The sequence below is a fragment of the Shewanella inventionis genome (assembly GCF_014641855.1).
GTDB lineage: Bacteria > Pseudomonadota > Gammaproteobacteria > Enterobacterales > Shewanellaceae > Shewanella > Shewanella inventionis.
Genome location: NZ_BMII01000010.1, coordinates 110,473 through 131,600 on the forward strand (window position 1 = coordinate 110,473; position 21,128 = coordinate 131,600).

Annotated in this window: 12 protein-coding genes and 1 pseudogene; 5 read left to right on the forward strand and 8 right to left on the reverse strand. The window is 40.6% G+C overall.

The features are described 5' to 3' along the window. Positions 1 to 4 precede the first annotated feature (4 nt). Positions 5 to 1,219 carry a dicarboxylate/amino acid:cation symporter gene (locus tag IEW93_RS07570; RefSeq protein ID WP_188738589.1) on the reverse strand — a complete coding sequence of 405 codons (1,215 nt, stop codon included), beginning with the start codon at positions 1,217 to 1,219 and terminating at the stop codon, positions 5 to 7. A gap of 290 nt (positions 1,220 to 1,509) precedes the next feature. Then, positions 1,510 to 2,055, reverse strand: a complete 546-nt coding sequence (locus tag IEW93_RS07575) for a carboxymuconolactone decarboxylase family protein (protein ID WP_188738630.1) — start codon at positions 2,053 to 2,055, stop codon at positions 1,510 to 1,512. Between the two features lie 360 nt (positions 2,056 to 2,415). Between IEW93_RS07575 and IEW93_RS07580 the strand changes: the two genes are divergently transcribed. Beyond that, positions 2,416 to 3,510: a PepSY-associated TM helix domain-containing protein gene (locus IEW93_RS07580; protein WP_188738591.1), complete on the forward strand. Its 1,095-nt coding sequence runs from the start codon at positions 2,416 to 2,418 to the stop codon at positions 3,508 to 3,510. A gap of 87 nt (positions 3,511 to 3,597) precedes the next feature. Here IEW93_RS07580 and IEW93_RS07585 read toward each other — a convergent pair whose 3' ends face one another. Then, positions 3,598 to 4,767: a lipid-transfer protein gene (locus IEW93_RS07585; protein ID WP_188738592.1), complete on the reverse strand. Its 1,170-nt coding sequence runs from the start codon at positions 4,765 to 4,767 to the stop codon at positions 3,598 to 3,600. A gap of 535 nt (positions 4,768 to 5,302) precedes the next feature. On the opposite strand from IEW93_RS07585, the gene IEW93_RS07590 reads away from it, so the two are divergent. Further along, the gene (locus IEW93_RS07590; RefSeq protein WP_188738595.1) at positions 5,303 to 6,505 is read left to right on the forward strand and encodes an ammonium transporter; all 1,203 of its coding nucleotides are present in this window, start codon (positions 5,303 to 5,305) and stop codon (positions 6,503 to 6,505) included. 348 nt (positions 6,506 to 6,853) lie between these two features. Continuing rightward, on the forward strand, positions 6,854 to 10,444 hold the full coding sequence (locus tag IEW93_RS07595; RefSeq protein WP_188738597.1) for an FG-GAP repeat domain-containing protein: 3,591 nt from the start codon (positions 6,854 to 6,856) through the stop codon (positions 10,442 to 10,444). A 97-nt stretch (positions 10,445 to 10,541) separates the two neighbouring features. Here IEW93_RS07595 and IEW93_RS07600 read toward each other — a convergent pair whose 3' ends face one another. Both IEW93_RS07600 and IEW93_RS07605 read right to left on the reverse strand, forming a co-directional pair. Continuing rightward, positions 10,542 to 10,790: a hypothetical protein gene (locus IEW93_RS07600; RefSeq protein WP_188738599.1), complete on the reverse strand. Its 249-nt coding sequence runs from the start codon at positions 10,788 to 10,790 to the stop codon at positions 10,542 to 10,544. Between the two features lie 145 nt (positions 10,791 to 10,935). Then, positions 10,936 to 12,339 (reverse strand): hypothetical protein, encoded by a 1,404-nt coding sequence (locus IEW93_RS07605; RefSeq protein ID WP_188738601.1) that lies wholly within the window; start codon positions 12,337 to 12,339, stop codon positions 10,936 to 10,938. Between the two features lie 471 nt (positions 12,340 to 12,810). Here IEW93_RS07605 and IEW93_RS07610 point away from each other — a divergent pair, with 471 nt between their 5' ends. Both IEW93_RS07610 and IEW93_RS07615 read left to right on the forward strand, forming a co-directional pair. After that, positions 12,811 to 14,301: a CotH kinase family protein gene (locus tag IEW93_RS07610; RefSeq protein WP_188738604.1), complete on the forward strand. Its 1,491-nt coding sequence runs from the start codon at positions 12,811 to 12,813 to the stop codon at positions 14,299 to 14,301. A gap of 431 nt (positions 14,302 to 14,732) precedes the next feature. Next, positions 14,733 to 17,213, forward strand: coding sequence for a bifunctional diguanylate cyclase/phosphodiesterase (locus tag IEW93_RS07615; RefSeq protein WP_188738606.1), 2,481 nt, complete (start codon positions 14,733 to 14,735; stop codon positions 17,211 to 17,213). Positions 17,214 to 17,373: 160 nt separating this feature from the next. On the opposite strand, the gene IEW93_RS07620 is transcribed toward IEW93_RS07615, so the two are convergent. From IEW93_RS07620 to IEW93_RS07630, 3 genes and pseudogenes are all read right to left on the reverse strand, one after another. After that, positions 17,374 to 19,560 (reverse strand): OsmC domain/YcaO domain-containing protein, encoded by a 2,187-nt coding sequence (locus IEW93_RS07620; RefSeq protein WP_188738609.1) that lies wholly within the window; start codon positions 19,558 to 19,560, stop codon positions 17,374 to 17,376. 258 nt (positions 19,561 to 19,818) lie between these two features. Continuing rightward, entirely contained in the window at positions 19,819 to 20,733 is a 915-nt protein-coding gene (locus tag IEW93_RS07625) for an aspartyl protease family protein (RefSeq protein WP_188738611.1), read from the reverse strand. 160 nt (positions 20,734 to 20,893) lie between these two features. Further along, a pseudogene (locus IEW93_RS07630) lies at positions 20,894 to 21,128 on the reverse strand (IS4 family transposase); the annotation flags it as partial.

Genomic DNA, 21,128 nt, shown 5'->3' on the forward strand with positions numbered 1-21,128 from the left:
AGGTTTATTCGTGCTCAACCGCCTGATAATACTTGCCATTAATCCGCTCAATAATTTGCGTTGCGGTTAAGTCATGTACCACATTTATCACTGTTGATGCGGCATCAGTAATTGCCCCTATCACCACTAAAATCGGGATCACCTCCATAGGTAGCCCTAATGTCGTCACAATAAAAATCTCACCTAAAAACGCCCCACCTGGCACGCCACCAATCACAAAGGCCGACAACACCGAAATCAAAATGGTCAGCATAAATACGTCGGTAGTGAAATCGAGCCCTAATAACGAATAGATAAACACAATCTTTAACGCGGTAATTGCAGCGGCGCCACCTTTGTTTAAATTAACCAGTAACGGCAGGCTAATTTCAGCAATCTGCTCATTCAAGCCCATCTTTGCGGCACTGCGAATGGTCACAGGCAAAGTGGCTAAAGATGAACTGGTGCCCAAAGCGGTAACGGCAGGCTCAAGCATGTGCTGCCAAAATTGTTTAACTCCTTTTACCCCACCGCCAATCCAGGCATATAGCGTTGACCCCACGGTTAAATACAGCGCCATGGCAACAAAGAACAACCCCACAGCACGGGCAAAAGTGCCCATTAATTCTGTATCTTGGCTGGCCATGGTGGCAGCAAAATATGCCCCCAAGCCGATGGGGGCAACATACATTAAGATTGAAATGACTTTCATAATAACCGTATTCACGCTATCTAAAAGCCGACTGACTACCTGGCCATCTTCACCAGATTGACCAATGGCAACACCGCCAATCACCGACATGATGATTAACGCTAAAATATTCGACTTAGACAACAGCCCAACAAAATCATTGGTGGTTAATAAGCTCACAAAATCCATACTGCCTGATGCCGCATCGACCGTATTAGCCAAATCTAAGGTCACCCCCTGAGCCGGATCGTAAGCGAGCGCTAATAGCACGACGCCAACAGATGGCACAATCGCCATCACAATCGACACCGCCATAATCGACACTAATAAGGCACCTAACTTTTTTAAATCTGTCATATGAGCAATCGACGACATCACGCTCACTGCCACTAATGGCACGATGATCATAAACAGCAAATTTAAAAATATTTGCCCAATGGGTTTGAGTTTAATCGCCCACTCAGGAAACAAGCCTCCAAATAAGCCGCCAATTAACAGCGCACTTAATAAAATGATCGACGAGCGATAAGCACGCAAGCTACTGAACATATGATTTCCTAACATCAGATAATTAAGCCCTACTCATTTAAGTTAAGGCATTCAACAACACCGTTGCTTTAAAATATGGCACACAACCCATGAGATACCAATCGAAATAAATTCATTCACTTAGCCGCCCATAAAAACCAAATAAAAAAACCAATGCTTGTCAGAAACATTGGTTTAATAAAAGCATGAACGAGTTAAGAGCTGAGTCAATCTCGTTAAGTCGATCGACCTTTAGACCTTACATTCAAAATTGAAGCTTGCCTTGTTATCGAGCAAACCGCTGTTTATGCTTACTTCCAAGCAAATGGTTTAAATGCGTCATCTGTTGGAGTATGAGCAACATGGTTTGTGTAGTTACTGATCACTTTTTGTGACAGGCCTAAAATGATTTCTAACACTTGTTGCTGGCCGTAACCCGCGGCATAAAAGGCTTCAAGTTCAGCTGCCGAAATATTACCGCGGTTACGCACAATGCTTAATGTCGCATCGTGTAGCGCCTGTAATTTAGCATTAGGCAAGGCGGTTTTGTTACGTAATGCTTGAGTGATAGCTGGGTCAACATTCATTGAATTGGCAATCGCAGTATGCGCAGGAACACAATAAGTACATTCATGCTCAACGTTAATGGTTTGCCAAACTACAGTGAGTTCTTCTGCGTTAAATGACGACTCTGAAAAAGCCTGATGCAACTGTTGATAGGCCTTTAATGTGCTGGGTGATTGGGCTAATACGCCAAACAAATTAGGTACCATACCCATTTGTTTTTTAGCACCCTCAAGCATGGCTTTGCTTTCTTGCGGGGCGCTTTCTACGGTATGAATAGTAAATGAAGTCATCATGATCTCTCTTATCAAATATTAATTAAGCAACAACACTGTTGAATTGCGTTAACTATACAATAAATTGAACAATCGCTCAAATACATTCTGAACAATCGTTCACATTTAAATGTACAACAAAGAAAGAATAAAAATTAAGCGATATACTTCAGTTAATTAAAACAAAAAACATTCAAATAGGATAAGTAAGGCTTAAGATATCGAACCCTGTATTACTGAGTTAATCTCCATCTTTACACTTCTTTAATTGAACAATTAATTGAGATTAATTATCATTGCCGCCATTTCTATTTACTATCATCACAATATAAAAGCACAATAAAATCAGCTTTTTGTAATGTAATTTGAGCAAACAACATGAATATGGTTTCGGCACTAAAATGGATACATAACTGGGTCGGCTTTACTATTAGCATTACAATGTTAATTGTACTGACAACAGGGGTTTATTTAGGCAGCGTAGATTTATTAAAACGCACTGACAGTTTAGGGCAAACCTTTGTCCCGCTAACCCTAGAACAAAAAGCCGAAACGTTAGCAAGGGTGTTTGAGCGATACCCTGAAATGAGCACGGTACGTTTTCCCACAGAATACACCCCTTATATTCAAGCCACTGCGCGCGGTAAAGCCATCGCATTAGACAGCGAGTTAAACGAGCTTGCTAGCCGCGCTTCATTCGACCTACCTTTTTATGAAACCGCCTTTTGGTTGCATCGTAATTTTTTAATCGACAACGGCGGTAAATACATCAATGCTTGGGCCTCTTTGGCTGGCGGTATTGTCACATTAATTGGGATTTATTTATGGTGGCGAGTGCGTAATGGCTTTCGCTTAAAACAAACATTTCCTAAAAACACTCGCTCAAGCAGTTTGCTTAAAAGCCACATTCAATTAGGGCTGTTTGTCTCAATACCGTTATTTATATTATGTGTTAGCGGCTTTTTAATTACTTACAACAGTTTATGGACTGGGGCGCTAAATCAAAAGCCTGTTGCTCAGTCGTTTGCGGTTAGCCAGGGCAATGATTGGTTAAGTCAGCTCACTAACGCCCAACAGGTGTGGCCAAACTCAGAATTAGTTTCAGTAAGCAAGCCACGCACTAAGCCAGGGAAAAAACCAACCGCGGCCCCTCAAGGCGAAAACCAAAAACCAAAGGCACAAATGTTTACGATTCAATTTGATGAACATCCAGGCGTTTGGTTAAGAGAAGCCGACCGCATTAGCATCAACCATACTACGGGTGTTATCGAGTCGGCATTAAAACACAGCGACAGACCATTATCGGGCAGGGTTGCCAGCTTTGTACGCCCACTTCACGATGGTCTGAACATGCCAGCCAGTTATGTGGCATTAATTACGCTTGTGTCATTGATTGGCACCGGCATTTTATCATTCAGCCTAGTGACATTTTGTCGCCGCACTTTTGGTGGTAAAACGAAAAAAACGGCTTAACAGCAGTATCGCATCAAATATATAGCACCCAATGCAGTGTGAAACAGTCGCACTGTATTGAGTATCGCTACCGCACATCATCTTCGTCTAAATCCCGTATAAGGTCACCACAACGGCGCCGCCAAGGCCAACATTGTGTTGTAATGCCAGTCTTGCACCTTCTACCTGCCTGTTACCTGCTTGGCCACGTAAATGCCAGGTTAATTCGGTGCATTGAGCAAGCCCCGTTGCTCCAATGGGATGGCCTTTTGACATCAAACCGCCCGATGGCCCAATCACATACCGACCGCCATAGGTGTTGTCACCATCGGCAATAAATTGCGCTGCACCACCTTCTGGGCAAAGCCCAAGCGCCTCATAAGTAATCACCTCATTTGGGGTAAAACAATCATGCAACTCAATCACATCAATATCATTTGGGCTAATACCTGCATCATGGTAAACCTGCTGAGCCGCTTGTTGAGTCATGGCCTTACCAACTGCATAAATGGGGTCTTGCCACGATATTTCGGTGTCGGTTGCCATGGATTGTGCAAGTATTTTTACCTGAGAAGCAATACCATGTTGGCGAGCAAATTGTTCACTACATACTATGGTGGCAGCTGCGCCACAAGTTGGCGGACACGCCATTAAGCGCGTGAGGTAATTGTCGTATATTACTTTATCGTCGAGCACTTGCTGATAAATGAGTGGCGAAGAAAACATCGAATACGGGTTATTAATGGCATGTCTACGTGACTTTTCAGCCACCTTAGCAAAGATTTCTGCGCCGACATGGTATTTGTCCATATAATGGCGCCCTGCCGCGCCAAAAGCACGTAATGCAATCGGCCCCTGTGGTGCATTAAATTGTTGTAATACAGGATTAAGCCGCTCGAATGGGCTTTCTCTGTCTTGCCAGTGTGAACCTAACGCACCTGGCTGCATTTCTTCAAATCCAAATGCTAATGCACACTCAACCTGACCAGACAACACTGCTTGGCGAGCCAAAAACAACGCCGTTGAGCCACTCGAACAATTATTATTGACGTTAATAACAGGGATACCGCTTTGGCATACATCATAAAAAGCGTGCTGTGCGCAGGTACTGTCACCATAAATATAGGCACCATAAGCCTGGCCAATGGATTTAGCATCAAGCCCAGCATCGGTTAATGCAAGCCTTATTGCTTTAGCCGCCATAACACGGTAAGGCTCATGATGACCCGGCTTGCAAAAGGGGATCATACCTACCCCAGCGACTCTTACATTTGTCATACTTCCCCCTAAATACAGCGACTACGCCACCTAAATCATCACACTTAGCAATGCTAACCTCAGCTGTGACTAACCCAGTAAACAACATGTAAACCCTTACTAAAAACGTTAGTCTGTCGTTACCAAGGTAAATTTTCGTGTCACTCGTTAGCCTGTTGCCAATCAAATTAACCGGGTAAAAGGTTGTTTGATGCGCATTGACTATCATTATCTGAGATTACCTACTTATTACATTAACCTAAACCACAGGTTAATATCATGTTAAATCACTGCTAACCACCCCGCACCAAAATAAGGCGCTGGTGCACCGTGTTAGTACCATTTCGATATATTCCACTAAATTCAGGCCCATTTTCAGCACAATAACGCTTACTTATTGCACAACGATCGAGCATAAACAAAAACATTTCAGCAACATTTTCATACATTTGCACCATAAACGAACGAAACTTGATAATAATAGCGAAAAAACGGAATGGCTTTTGCTTTAGTAAGCACATGAATTCCCAAAGAGAATCCTTACATGGCGACTGAAATGAACAATATTAGCGATGCAATTGGTGTGATTGCACAAAGTGCGAACACTTTATTTATCTTACTTGGTGCAATCATGGTGTTAGCCATGCACGCTGGCTTTGCTTTTTTAGAAGTCGGAACCGTCAGGCACAAAAACCAAGTTAATGCTCTGGTAAAAATTCTTACGGACTTTGCCTTTTCAGCCATAGCTTACTTTGTCATTGGTTATCAAATCGCTTATGGCAGCCATTTTTTTGTGAGCGCAGAAACCTTAAGTGCTGACAACGGCTATCAATTAGTTAAGTTTTTCTTTTTGCTCACCTTTGCTGCAGCAATTCCTGCCATTGTTTCAGGCGGTATTGCCGAACGTGGCAGTTTTAGGCCCTTCTTATTTGCCTCAGCCATGATAGTGGCTTTTGTTTACCCCTTATTTGAAGGGATTATCTGGAATGGTAATTATGGCTTTCAAGCGTGGTTAGAGAGTCAGTTTGGCGCTCAATTTCATGATTTTGCAGGCTCAGTTGTGGTTCATGCTATGGGTGGCTGGCTAGCCTTGGTAGCAATCTATATATTAGGTGCTCGCCGCGGCCGTAAACCGGGTATCGCGTTTGCGCCCTCTAATATTCCTTTTTTAGCATTAGGCTCATGGATACTCGTTGTGGGTTGGTTTGGCTTTAATGTGATGTCAGCACAAACACTCGATGGCATTAGCGGTTTAGTCGCAGTAAACAGTTTAATGGCCATGGTGGGCGGCACGATCATCGCGCTGATAGTCGGTAAAAACGACCCTGGGTTTATCCATAACGGGCCACTTGCTGGGTTAGTGGCGGTGTGCGCCGGTTCTGATTTAATGCATCCTGTCGGTGCATTTATAGTCGGCGGTGTCGCTGGCGGCTTATTTGTGTGGGTATACACAAAATTACAACGTAGCAGTAAAATAGATGACGTTTTAGGTGTGTGGCCATTGCACGGTTTATGTGGTGTGTGGGGCGGTATTGCAGCAGGCATTTTTGGCCAGCAAGCATTGGGCGGCCTTGGCGGGGTAAGCTTAATGTCTCAATTAGTCGGTAGTGTTGCTGGTGTTGTTGTCGCATTAATGGGCGGTCTAATCGTTTACGGCATGGTAAATAAAATCTCAAGCTTACGTTTAAGCCAGGAACATGAATTTATTGGCGCTGACTTAGCCATTCATAAAATTGGCTCAACTAACTCAGACAAGTAACTCAGACAAGTAACTCAAATCAGCGAGTAAAAAAGGCAGAATCGTATTCTGCCTTTTTTACGCCTCACCTTAAGCAATTCGAACCCTCCACAATCACCGACATAAAGCCCTCTGCTAAAAGACAATAAATCAATAACATTAAGCCTTTGTCACAGCAGCTAAATACCCCAAAAAACCATCCGTTATTGAACCAGACGCCAGTACCTTTAACAGCAATAATAATATCTGGCTTAAAGCGCAAATTTTCATTGCAAAGGATTTGGTCAAACCCTAGTATACACAACAAAAATCATACAATTAATTTACATTCTAAGAATGTATTTTCACAACATTGTGCAAGGATGAAAAATGTTAACGAAAACCCGCTCCTCGCTCGCATTTGCGATTTTATTTTCTCTTTCGGCTTGTGGTGGTGGCGGAGACTCTTCTGACACATCCAGTGAAACACCCGATAATCCAGCAGGCACCAGCTCACAGTCTGATATTATTAAAAACGCCAATAACTATAATGCTATTGAGTTAGAGAACGCGGCATCGCAATTAGTCAGCGCGCGCTACACTGGCAGCAAATCATTGACGACATTAACCCTCGCAAATACCCAACATGTGTTTAAAAAAGTGGTTATTGGAGAAGGCGTTTTACTGCCTAACTTACATTTAGAAGAACTTGATTATAATGTAACCAACTCTGGAAAAGTGGATTTTACTGCCCAATGTTCGACCTCTGGCAGTATCAAATTTAAAGGCCAATTAAGCAGTCAATTTACAGGAAACCTTGCCGTAAGTTACAATAATTGTAGCGACGGCTATAGCAATAATGTCAACGGTAATATGGCCTTTTCGCTAAAAACTAACACAGACAGCCAATATAATTTTAGCTTTAACTTTGACAATTTATCTTGGAAAGAAGGTAGTCTCACAACATCGCTCACTGGCAGCTATGGAATTAATAGCCAAGAAACCCCCAATACAGATCAATTCAGCAACAGCATCAAAACCAATCTTCTTTATACTTACTCAGGCCAAACACAAGCACTTTTTCAGGTAACTCAAACTCAATCCTATCAAAACAACCAATTTAATTGGGTCATTTCAGGGGCTTATTTTCATAGCACCTTAGGTCAATTCAACATATCGACCAATGCTTTAGATGGAAATTTAGAACAAGGAAAGATCATCGTTAAGGGCACCAATTCGTCTACGCTAGCGTTTTTAAATGGCCCGGTAAAATATACCCAAGATACAGACAATAATGGCATTGATGATGTAGGTACTTACTTTGCATCTGTTAATGACTTAATCACCAATAATTTATCAAATAAACCGCTTGTTGATGTGGCTAAGATGTCATTACCGCCAGAAGTTTATGCGCCAAGCGGTAATAATTATCAGTTATATACAACAACACCACTGACTGTGTCACCAGGGCATTATTTCGATCCAGATAACAGTCTTGATCAACTCACTGTCAGTTACCGCTGGTATATTAATGGCCAGCTAGTCAGCGGGCAAACCAATTACATTCTGCCAGCTCACATTGCAGTTTATGGGGATGAAGTTAAAGTGGCAATGGTGGTTTCCGACGGTATTAATACAGTTGAGAGTGATTATTTTTTCTTTACCATTAACGACTCACCCGCACAATTTAATGCCGTTAACCTACCTAACCACATACAATCTGGCCAAACTGTGCAATTTAGTGCATTGCTCACTGACCCAGACAATATTGATCCGGCTAAAATTGGCTCGTTAATTTCAGGGCCTAGTGGCGCGACCATTGACAGCCAGGGACTTGTTACTTGGTCAGTCGGAAATGACTATCTTTTCCCCTTACAAAGTGTCGACTTTGTTTTTGCTCTTACCGATTCCAATGGCAATATCCTCGAATCTGCATCGGTTTCACTCGATGTAAACGCAGATAAACCTTTACCATTAACTCGCTCAGGAATTGAAGTCCCTCGTAACGAAAAATCAATGTGGGTGGGAGATTTTAATGGTGACGGTAGCAATGAACTGGTGTCGACTGATAATAATAACAGGGTGTTTATTTTAACCGAACAAAATGGCAATTACGTACAAACCTGGTTTTATCCATTTAAATTAGCCACTAAAGGCACCATACAACAAGTGTTGGTTTTTGATACCAACAAAGATAATCGTGATGATATTGTGCTGATTACAACACACGGTATTAGCGTGATTAACGATCTCAATGCGTTGTCATACGAACTATTCTCGACTGAGGATACGATTTTCAGCGCAGCAATCGATGATATTGATAGTGACGGCATTCCAGAAATCGCTTATTTGCATGCGCGAGGGGTGAATGCTTATGAGACGGAATCTCTACTCAGTGTTATCAGCATGTCTGCGCCATCTAATGTATTATTTTCGGTCAACATTGATGCTCAGAAAGTCATTTTTGCAAATGTTGATCTGCAACCTGGTCTTGAACTTATTACCAATAGCGGTTTGGTTTATGATACTCAAACTTGGCAAAACAAGTGGGCTAACAGTACACCATTCGGAGATCGAGTCCTGACTACCGGTGATTACAACGGCGATGGCGTTAATGAGATTGCCGGGGGGAATTACTGGTCAACGGTCAGTATTTACTCTGCTATCAATAAATCGCAATTAGCTACCGTTGAAGTATCTAATACTTGTTCAATCAATACCATGAATTTAGATAATGACGCCGCCGACGAATTAGTGGTGGGAGAATGTCAGTCTGGAGAAGTGCATGCTTATAAGTTAACAAGTAATGAGCTATCACAAATATGGTCTCAATATACTCCACACTCTAGCGTAAGCGCGTTAACTGTCGGCGACTCTGATAATGATGGTGAAGACGAACTTCATTGGGGCGTTGATACAATGACCACTGCCGAAGATCGTTTGCTTGTGGCTGATATTGGTATCAATACCATCGACATTAAACAAAACCCGTCTACCGTTCAATTAGATTCTTTTAGCAGTGCAGGTTGGTCAACTATCACTGATAATGATGAAAAAGCCGTATTCTTTGTACCGCAAACCGCAAACGGCTATCAAGGCAGTCGAATCCTGACAATGGCAGCTGATGGATCTTACCAATTAAGTGAGCAAATATCCTCAAACTGGGATAGGAGCTTCCATGCCGTCACCACTGATTATAACTACGACGGCTTTGGCGATTTACTACTGCCAACAACAGAGTATTACGACGGAGGGATGGGTGTCATGCAGTTATTTGACTATAGCTTCCACTGGCAATCTACCACCAGCAGTCAATCTGATATTGGCGCGATTAAGGCATTTGATATTAACCAAGATGGTTTTGAAGATGCCATTTATGCCGACGGCAAGACACTCAAAATCGTTAATATTGACGACCAAAGCCTAATTGCCCAATACAGTTTTGAAAGCAATATTACCGACTTTGTCATCAATGAAAAAACCGTGATTGTGGCCCGAAATAATACCGTAAGCCTACTAACACTAAACACGAGTTCACTGTCAGAACAATCGTTTATAAATCAAAACTGCCAGTATTTGACGTTAATAAACCTAGATAGTGACACACAACAAGAACTGATGTGTATTAACACTGATCATTATGAAAATAACAGCAATATCTATACATACGAAATAGCCAACTTAACCCTTGTTGAAAAAGACACTAGAGCCATCAAGCGTTCAATTTTTGGCATTGCTATCGATGAAACCACCAGCAGTAACCAAGGCTATTTTGTCGCAGTTCAAGTCGGGCAAGCATACTTCAGCGAAGAAGACACAGATTATCATATTGAAAAACACGATGTTAACAGCAATGTTATTTGGAGAAGTCCAAGTTTAATTGGTGAACCATCTGAACAAGGGCTTAAAGCACGTTACTCTACTGCGAAGGGATTACAGCTGATGTTGTCGACAAACAAAGCAATGTATCTTATTCATTAATCCTAGGACAATGCAGCATCAAAACCATTAAAAAGGCAGAATTTCGATTCTGCCTTTTTTGTTTAAACGGTATTCGTCTTGATTAAACCTGGGGAGATCAATGCTTAGGCTTAACCCCATTTTTAACCATATCTTGCCCGCTTTCAAAAATTTCAGGGGTAACCCAGCGGCCAAGTAAAAGCTTATGGTTATCTCCAAATACCGCAACAAAATGACGGCCATCAGCGTTACTGGTGGCCATTCCCACGCCTGTAACGCCCTGCAAACCTAAACCGCCCTTTTCAACCAAAAGTAAAAAGCGTTCTAAGTCAGCTAAATTATCAATCACATCATTTTCAATATTCATTTCTGTTCCTAAAAACAATTTGCACAATCTTGCACAATATCAACTAAAAATGGCGGGTACTTTAGCGCATTAACTCGTAATAATCTTCACTTTATCGTTGGCAGTTTCACTATTAACACTACTTTCACTTTCGTGATTATCTCAATTAAAACTGTAAAGTGAGATCAATTAACTGTGCATCGTCATCGTATGAATCAAAATTAATCGACAACATCACAGTCCCTTTTGTCAGCATAATATTATCAAAATTATCTTCTGCGTTTGGGTATCGCTCCAACAATTGAGATTTGATAGCGGGCAAGTTGTAACTGGCAAGCACTGCGTTAAATTCACTCATCGTTTGTGCGCCAAACATCGACTCGGTAATTTTGATTGAATTGACAACCCCCTGGCTATCAAATCCCAATAACACATTGCTATTCACCAGTACTTTGGGGCCGTTATCTGTCAATTGGATTTGGTTGATGAGCTGTTGTGGTTGCAAGGTATAAGCTTGCTTAAATGCTAATGTCAGCAATGTTGTGATGTCGATATTATCAAAATTACCAAAGTTAACTTTATACTTATCGGTTGCTGTTAACGGTAAAACCGCAAAGCTGTTCAGGCGAGAAACCGCCTCTTGAGACACGTTTTCTTTGTAGTCTTCAAAGGTTAATAATAAGCGACTATTTTTACCTGCAATACTATAGCCATCCCCGTGCTTTTTAAGGGGTAAATGCGCCTTAACACGATTAAGCTCATCACCTTGATGCACTTGATCAGCAATCACCCAATTATCACTATCATAATTTTCACTTAAGGCAATTTGGTTTTGACCATGACCATTTAATAACCCTAAATCCTGAGTAATCATTAATACACGACCGTCTTTAACCACAAACCATAAGCTACGTCCGTAGCCATAAACAGTTGCGCCATTATCCAGTTGCAACTGAATACTGTGAGGGCCTAATGCTTGTTGTAAATCATCAACTGAACCACCAATGTGAACGCCATAGGCACTGTCGGTTGTAATAAGCGCATCAGGTGCTTGGTGTTTTTGCGCTTTTTTTAACAGATTGCCTTCTTCTGCCATCGTCAACTTAACAGTGGTTTGGGTATACGAAACCGCTTTACCTTCGCTGTTATACGGTGTGGGGTCGCTGCTAAGTTGCGTGTCGTCACACAAATTAACGTATTGTGCAGCGGTAATCACATGGATTTGTTTGGTATCGGATTTAACCCGGTTACTGTCATCTTGCAGATCAAGACTGCGGTCAATGCCGCCTACAGTTAATCGATCAATAATAACTGCATCCGCGCCAGCAGCTGCAGCTTTATGCTGTATTTCAACTAAGGCTTGCTTTACATATGCATCACGATGGGACAATACATCACCATGAGAGGATTCCAATAAGTCAGGGTCAATATCGTAAACCATTTTATCATTGGCAGTATCGATAGTTTGCGGACTACAAAGAGGGTAAAAATCTAAAATCGGCGGTAATTTGGCGGCAAAAGAAGCAGGGCTAAAAGCCACTAAACAAACAATATAATGTGAAAATTTCATAAACCTTCCCTGAGTTAAATCCGTGTTTTTTTATTGCAATAACACTTAAAAGTCACTCTACTTTTTATAAGTAACTTAAGACCCCTAGCCTTTATAAGTAACTTAAGTCAGTCTACCTTTTATAAGTAACTTAAGTCAGTCTACCTTTTATAAGTAACTTAAGTCAGTCTACCTTTTATAAGTAACTTAAGTCAGTCTACCTTTTATAAGTAACTTAAGTCAGTCTACCCTAATCTGAAATCTGAAATACGATGGCTGTAAACTCATCTGTGTTATTTGATCTTAGCGGATGAAGTAAAGCCAATAAATTAAACCCGCCTTATCCTTTCGTCATTTGTCACAATTTGCTCTATATATCCTTTTTCTCTGCACAATTTTTACACCTTTGAGCAGTAACATCTTTTTAACTATTTTATTTCAGTGATTCAACTGAGACCTCACTACGTAAAAGATAAAACTTAGGAGAATTTGATGGTTAGCAGTAATCATATCCCCCCTGCTAATAGACGATTTAACCAGTCTATTACTTTTCTACTTGCACTTATGCTCGGCAGTTTGCTGATGCTTACCGGCTGTGGCGGCAGTGACAGTGATACCGATACGACAGAAACGGTTTCTAGCACAGACACAACAGTAACTGATACCAGCACAGATACTGATACTGAAGTTGATGATGCTGATTTTGAAGCGACAGATTGGACTGACGAAACTCACAGCAACGATGTCGACCCTAACTTTGATGAAGTCTTCAGTGACACCGAAGTAAAGCGAATTGATATTGTTGTGACCGAAGACCGCTGGGAAAGCATGCTCGATAACCTTACAGACCTATACGGTACCTTTGGTAAAAGCAGCTCAAGCACCTTAGTCGATGATGACGATCCTATTTTTGTGCCTGCAGAAGTGTTTTATAACGGCACGCAATGGTACCGAGTCGGCATTCGTTTTAAAGGTAACTCATCACTGCAATCCAGTTGGCAGCAAGGTATTTTAAAATTGGCCTTAAAGCTCGACTTTGACGAGTTTGAAGATGATTACCCACAAATCAAAAACCAACGTTTTTACGGTTTCAAAAAGTTTAGTTTAAAAAATAACTACAACGACGAGTCAATGCTTCGCGAAAAAGCCGCGGCGGATGTATTTAAAGACGCAGGTCTTGCTGTGTCTCATACCGGTTTTTATACCCTGTACATCGACCATGGCGACGGTCCTGAATATTTTGGCGTATACACTCTCGTTGAAGAAGTAGATGACACGGTAATTGATACCCAATTCTCAAGCGACGAAGGTAACTTATATAAGCCTGAAGATGATGGCGCCATGTTTGTTGAGGGCTCTTTTAACCAGGACGACTTTGAGAAAAAAACCAACGAAGATGAAGAAGACTGGTCAGATATTGAAGCGTTATTTACCGCACTTCATGATGACACCTACACCAGTGACCCAGCAACCTGGCGCACCAACCTAGAAGCGGTATTTGATGTAGACGTATTTTTAAAATATTTAGCAGTTAATGGCATCATTCAAAACTGGGATACATACGGGAGAATGCCACATAACTACTACCTATATAACAACCCAGAAACCTCAAAACTAACCTGGATCCCATGGGACAATAACGAAGCATTTCAAGATGGCAAGCTCGGTGGCGCTTTGGCGTTAGACTTCTCAGATCTTAGCTCAAGTAGTTGGCCGCTGATAGCAAAAATCTACGCAGATGATGTGTATCGCGCTCGCTACAACGAATACTTACTCGAGGTCATTAGCGATGCATTTGAAACCAATAAAATGCAAGCAAAATACAACGACTATTCAGCACTGGTTGAAACCTATGCCACATCTGAAGTCTCTGGCTACACCTTCTTAGAAAGTGACAGCGATTTTTATAATGCTGTTGACGATCTAATCGAACATGCAGAAGAACGCGCCACAGCTGTTGATAATTATTTAAACACTCAATAAGCCCATTTATTACAGGCTATATGTAAAAAAGCGGACCAAACAGATTAACCTCTGATGGTCCGTTTTTATACTATGGTAATAAAACACATACACCTCAATAGCCTCTAGTTAATCCCCATAAAGCTTATTGGGGGTTAGCAAGGCTACAAAACATACCCAGCAATTGGCTTCCTATAAAAGTCAAAGTAGCAATCAATAACCATCACAGTAATAACCAAGACTGACTCTCACTTCATACATCAACCAAAGCCCGTTTCAACCTCAAGCAAATTCAGCCAAAACAAAGCTAGGTTAGCCATAAAAACACAATTCGCATCGTGCAAAAAATAACCAGCTACACTTACCGGTTACATCTATACTATTTTAAATAACTAAAATGTTATCTCTATCGGATTGTTTTTTTATACGTTAAAAGGAATTGCTAAGTTTTCATGATGATACTCAATGATAAAAAATTGGTTAACCTCATAAAATACACCCCAAGTATTGTCGTCGGATTTTTCGCTATTACAGTCAATGTCATTATCATTAAAGACAATCAAGACAAAGCCAATGCAAGTATCCAATCCCTTCGTGACGACATTATCGAAAATAATAAAAACACCATAAAACAGTCTACCGACAAGGCATACGACTATATTTTGTATAAAAAAAGAGGGGTTATCGATGAGCTAAAAACCTTGTCTCAACAACGCGTGAATGAAGCACACGCAATAGCAATGAATATCTATAACAACAACCAAAACAAACCCCAAATGACGGTCACAAAGTTAATCACAGATGCACTGCGACCCATTAGGTTTTATCAAGGACGAGGTTACTTTTTTATCTTTCAAATGGATGGAGTTAACATACTGCATGGACTCAAACCCTATCTTGAAGGCGACTCAGCCTGGGATGCTCAAGATCTTCGGGGAGCATACATCCTAAGAGAGCACATAGCCTTAATAAAACAACAAAATGGAGAAGCGTTCTACGATTGGTGGTACCAAAAACCGGGAGAACCTGTACAAAAAGAATATCAAAAAATTGGATTCGGCAAGCATTTCGCGCCCTATGACTGGTTTATCGGCACGGGAGAATATATTGCCGATATTGAAAACGATCTAAAAGAATCATTGCTAAAATCGGTTATTGATTTTGAACACACTGAAAACCAAAGTTTATTTATCATCGACACTCAAGGCAACATACTCGCCAATGGGAACAAACAACATAATCTGGCATTGTTAACCCAATCCAACGCTGCGTTAACGCAAAAAATCGCCTCAGAAGCTATCACACAAGGCAGCTTCATGGCATTAAACAAACAAACGGCTAACACAACCAATAACAGCAAAACAGAAATAGGCTATCTCAGAAAAATTGAAGGCTGGGACTGGGTCATTGGATCGTATTTTAATGCTAGCCATGTCAATAGATACATCGAAATAAAACAACAAGAAGCGCAAGCACTTAATCAAAAAAAACTATTCAACATCATATCATTAAGTGTGTTTTCAACTCTTTTTATGGTGGGTGTGTCGCTTATAGTCAGTAGCTTAATTACCCGTCGCTTTAATCGCTTTCAGCAACGTATTGAACAGAACATTAATGCACTGGAAAACTCAAAGAAAAAACTGCACTACAGTGCATTGCACGACGCATTAACAGGCTTGGCAAATCGCTCTTTATTGATGGAAAAAATAAATGAAGGCATTAAATCTGCAAAACTACACAATCAACTCCTTGCCGTTGTGTTTATTGATCTTGATGACTTTAAAAGAGTGAATGACTGCAATGGTCATAGCGCAGGCGACGAATTATTAAAATCTATTGCCCAAAGGTTTAAGCATGCGTTTGACTTAAACGACACAGTGTCACGCTTTGGAGGTGACGAGTTTGTATTTTGCTTCCCACAACTTAACCATATTAATGAAGCTTATTTAAAAATCGAAAAAATACAGCAATTATTTGAAGATAAATTTATCATCCATGGGCACGAAATAAAGACCCAATGTAGCATTGGCGCCAGCATGTACCCAGCTGATGACCATCATGCTGAAGGCCTTATTCATAAAGCAGATATAGTGCTCTATAAATCTAAAACTGAACTAAAAGGGAGTACGACTTTTTATCATCATCAGTTAAATGAAGAACTGCAATACAAATATTTACTCGAAAACAAGTTAAAAGATGCGCTCAGCAATCAGCAAATATTTGTGCTTTACCAGCCACAAATAGATGCCACAACTGAGAAAATAGTCGCAGTAGAAGCACTCGCAAGGTGGGGACATCCAACCCTGGGCACCATTTCGCCGACTGACTTTATCGGTATTGCTGAAGAAATAGGGCTCATTAAACCAATAGGCTTATTTGTATTTACTCAGGCCTGCAAAGACATACTAAGCATTTCTCCTAATGGGCCAAATGCAATTAAGGTGTCAATTAACATTTCGCCCAATCAGCTTATGTCAGCTGATTTTATCGAATCAATGACTCAGATTACCGATGAAATAGGCATACAACGTTGCAGAATCACCTTAGAAATAACCGAAAATGTCATGCTAAATGAATTAGGGAAAACATATAACGTTTTAACTGAACTGAAAAAACGCAATTTTTGTATCTCACTCGATGACTTTGGCACCGGATTTTCATCATTAAGTTATTTAAATATGTTGCCCTTCGATGAATTAAAAATAGACAGCTGTTTTATCAATAACATTACCGTGAATGAGCAAAGTAAAACCCTGGTTAAGTCTATTTTAGCCATAAGCGATGCATACAAAATGATCACTGTTGCAGAAGGTGTAGAAAGAAAAGAGCAACTCATTTTGCTGCAATCTCTTGGTTGTCATTTAATCCAAGGCTTCTACTTTGATAAACCTTTAACCTTAGCTCAGCTGCAAAAAAAATTGCCTAAAACTTAATCTTCATCTTAATCAGTTAAAACCACAGTGAATAACGCCACCTACCAAGCTTTTTCCTGCTAATTGGCTATCAACAAGGTCATTAAATAACCCGAAGGCCAATCTAAGTGCAATAAAAAAGCCCTAAAAATTAGGGCTTTAATTTGTGAATCAATTAACGCTACTTAGCCGCGTTAATTTTACGCGCCTGATGCAGCTTTTTATAACTTTCAATCAAGCGTAAGTGAGGCTCAATACCTTCAAGCTTAATGCTGGTTTTAGTCAGACCATAAAAACGTATCGTACCGTTAACCGAGCCCACTACGTTGTCCATCACCTCTTTACCAAACATGCGGGTAAAGTTACCGATAAAGTGCTCAAGTTCTAACTCTTCATCGAGGGTCACTTCAAGCACAGCATTGACAGCTTGATAAAACAAACGGCGTTGTACCGTATTGTCGTTAAACTGCAAAAACTCTTCAACCAATTCAAGCGCGTCTTCGTGCTCACCTAGTGCCAAATAAATCAAAATCTTTAACTCGATAATGGTTAACTGGCCCCAAACGGTGTTTTCATCAAACACAATACCAATCAAAGTTGGGATATCGGTTTGATTATCTAATTGGCTTTCTTCTAGACGGTTTACCAACTTAGACAGGGCTTTTGTGCTTAACGAATGCAGATTTAAAATATCTTCGCGGTAGCTAAGAGCCTTGTTGGTGTTATCCCAAATCAAATCGTCCACTGGGTACACTTCAGAGTAATCAGGTACTAAAATACGACATGCTGATGCACCTAAATCAGTAAACTCAGCAATGTACACTTCGCGGCCCATGTCTTCTAAAATACCAAACAGCGCGTTAGCTTCTTGCTCGTTAGTGCCACTAAAGTCCCATTCACAGAATTCATAATCAAATTTGCTGCTAAAGAAGCGCCAGGAAATAACCCCTGTTGAATCAATAAAGTGCTCTACAAAGTTTTCAGGCTCAGTTACCGCCATGCTATTAAAGGTTGGCTTGGGCACATCGTTTAAGCCTTCAAAACTGCGACCTTGTAACAGCTCAGTTAAGCTACGCTCTAATGCTACTTCAAAGCTTGGGTGTGCACCAAAAGAGGCAAATACACCACCAGTACGCGGGTTCATTAAGGTAACGCACATCACCGGGAACTGCCCGCCTAATGAAGCGTCTTTAACCACAACAGGGAAACCCTGCTCTTCTAGGCCTTTAATACCAGCCAAAATACTGGGGTACTTCTCTAACACTGCCATTGGCACGTCTGGCAGCACAATTTCTTGCTCAATAATTTGACGTTTTACTGCACGTTCAAAAATCTCAGACAAGCACTGAACATGAGCTTCTTGTAAGTTGTTACCCGCACTCATGCCATTACTTAAAAACAAGTTTTCAATCAAGTTAGACGGGAAGTAAACCGTTTCACCATCTGAGCGGCGCGTGTATGGAATCGCACAAATGCCGCGTGCTTTATTACCTGAGTTAGTGTCAATTAGGTGCGAACCGCATAACTCTTCATCTGGGTTATAAATATCCAGGCAATATTCATCAAGTAAGCCTGTTGGCAGCGCGTCGTCGCCTTCAAGCGCAAACCATTTCTCATTTGGGTAATGCACAAACTCACTGTTAGCGATCTCTTCACCAAAAAATTGATCGTTATAGAAAAAGTTATTGTTTAAACGCTCTATAAACTCGCCTAATGCCGAGCATAATGCGCTTTCTTTTGTGGCACCTTTGCCGTTGGTAAAACACATAGGCGATGCGGCGTCACGAATATGTAAAGACCATACGTTAGGCACAATATTACGCCACGATGAAATCTCAATCTTCATCCCAAGATCGGCTAATAACCCAGTCATGTTTTGAATGGTTTGTTCAAGCGGTAAGTCTTTACCTAAAATATAGGTATTGCTGTCACCATCGGGTTGCCCCATCAACATCGCATTGGCGTCTGAATCTAGGTTTTCAACGGTTTCGATTTTAAATTCTGGGCCAGTTTGCACCACTTTTTTAACGGTACAACGGTCAATAGAGCGTAAAATACCTTCACGGTCTTTATCCGAAATATCATCTGGCAACTCAACCTGAATTTGAAAAATTTGGTTATAGCGATCTTCAGGATCAACGATATTGTTTTGCGACAGTCTGATGTGCTCAGTTGAGATATCACGGGCTTTACAGTACACCTTGATAAAGTAAGCCGCACACAATGCAGACGAGGCTAAAAAATAATCAAAAGGACTTGGGGCAGAGCCATCACCTTTGTAACGAATAGGTTGGTCGGCCGTAACGGTAAAGTCGTCAAATTTGGCTTCGAGTCTCAAATTGTCGAGAAAATTTACTTTGATTTCCATTGAATATGTCCACAGTCGTGCACAGCCGAACGGCCAGCTTGTCTAAATTAGGGGGAATTATCGGTGTTTTTGCCGCAATAGTCTTGGGTTAATTGCCTAAAAGTGCGTAATTACTCCAATTGTAAACAATCAGCAATGATTCAGTGTTAATTACGACGTTAAAATCTAACAACACGGAAATAGAATGGAGTGACATGTAATAAATAAAAAAGGCTACTCCATAGTTAGTAGCCTGGTTTTAACTAAATAAACAGACACTTAAGATTCTTCAGGAAGTCCTACATGCATATGGCCAGCTTTATAATCAATGGTGAGAACAAAGTGTTTAAGAATATCGAACCCAACAAGTCCTTTAATATTTTTGCCTTTAATGCGCGACAAATCACTTCTATCTTGACCCGAGATGAACTCAGTTTGACCATCTGCAGGTACACTAGATTGAACGTTTTCGATAGTAAATGGACCGAACTTAACTTCAGGTAAGCGAAAGTTATCTATATTTGCTATGTTATTAACACCATAACCTGTACCAGATTGAGCACCATACAAGTTTAACCAATCAGAGTCAGTAGCCAGAGTTCGTTTTAAAAACAAACCACTATTATTACCAGTATCTAATATAAGCCAAGCGTTCTTTTCGCCATTAAGGTTTACTTTCACAATTGGTTGCCCAGTTCCTCGATCAATTTGCATTTCAATGTTTTTGAGCTTTGCTAGATCAACTGAATCACGTTCAAATAATCTTAAACGGTTATTTGGATAATCAATTTGGAAAATAAATTTTTCGAGCAAGCCTGCACCTAATAATAACTGCACCTCATGATGACCTAAACGTAAACCAACCAGTTCATCTAACTCTAGATCAGCACCAAATAAATTGGCTTTAACATTGTTATAAAGTTGGCGAGTTTCGGTGCCATAAACACCTTTAATATCGACTTTGCTTCCCTTAGAAAACTCAAGCTTATTTTTATTAATAAAGCTGATATTGATCGCATTAACTTGAGAGCCGCTGTCTAATATAGCCTTACCTTCTACACCATTAATCGTCACAGGAAGATTAATGTGACCATTAATCACTTCAAAATTAACCCAATTGGATACACCATAAGAATGAAAAGATAACAGAGATACAGCAATTAACGTGAGTGATTTTAACAGTGAAGAACGCATCGATTGTCCTTAATCTAGCCAACAAAATAAGCACAACAATTTATTAACAAAACTATTCAGTGTCAAACGTTTAATTCAATAAATAAGTATAAAAATTTAGAAATTAGGAATTTATGATACTTATATAGACAGTGTATAGAGGAGAATCATACACTGGACCTTAAGCATTAAGTCTGACATAAATCCCATCTAAGGTTATGTCTTCTTTAGATTTTCTTTGCTGTGACTTTGGAGCGTTTCTTGTTATATAGCAAATCGCCCAGTCTAGCTTTTCTGTTATTTCTGACCAGGCTCGATGACAGATACATTCAAAGATAGGCAGTAACCAAACGTCCACATTTTTTGCAGCTTTGAACAGTGAAACTGAGGGCATTATCTGAAGTGCGGTACTGCGC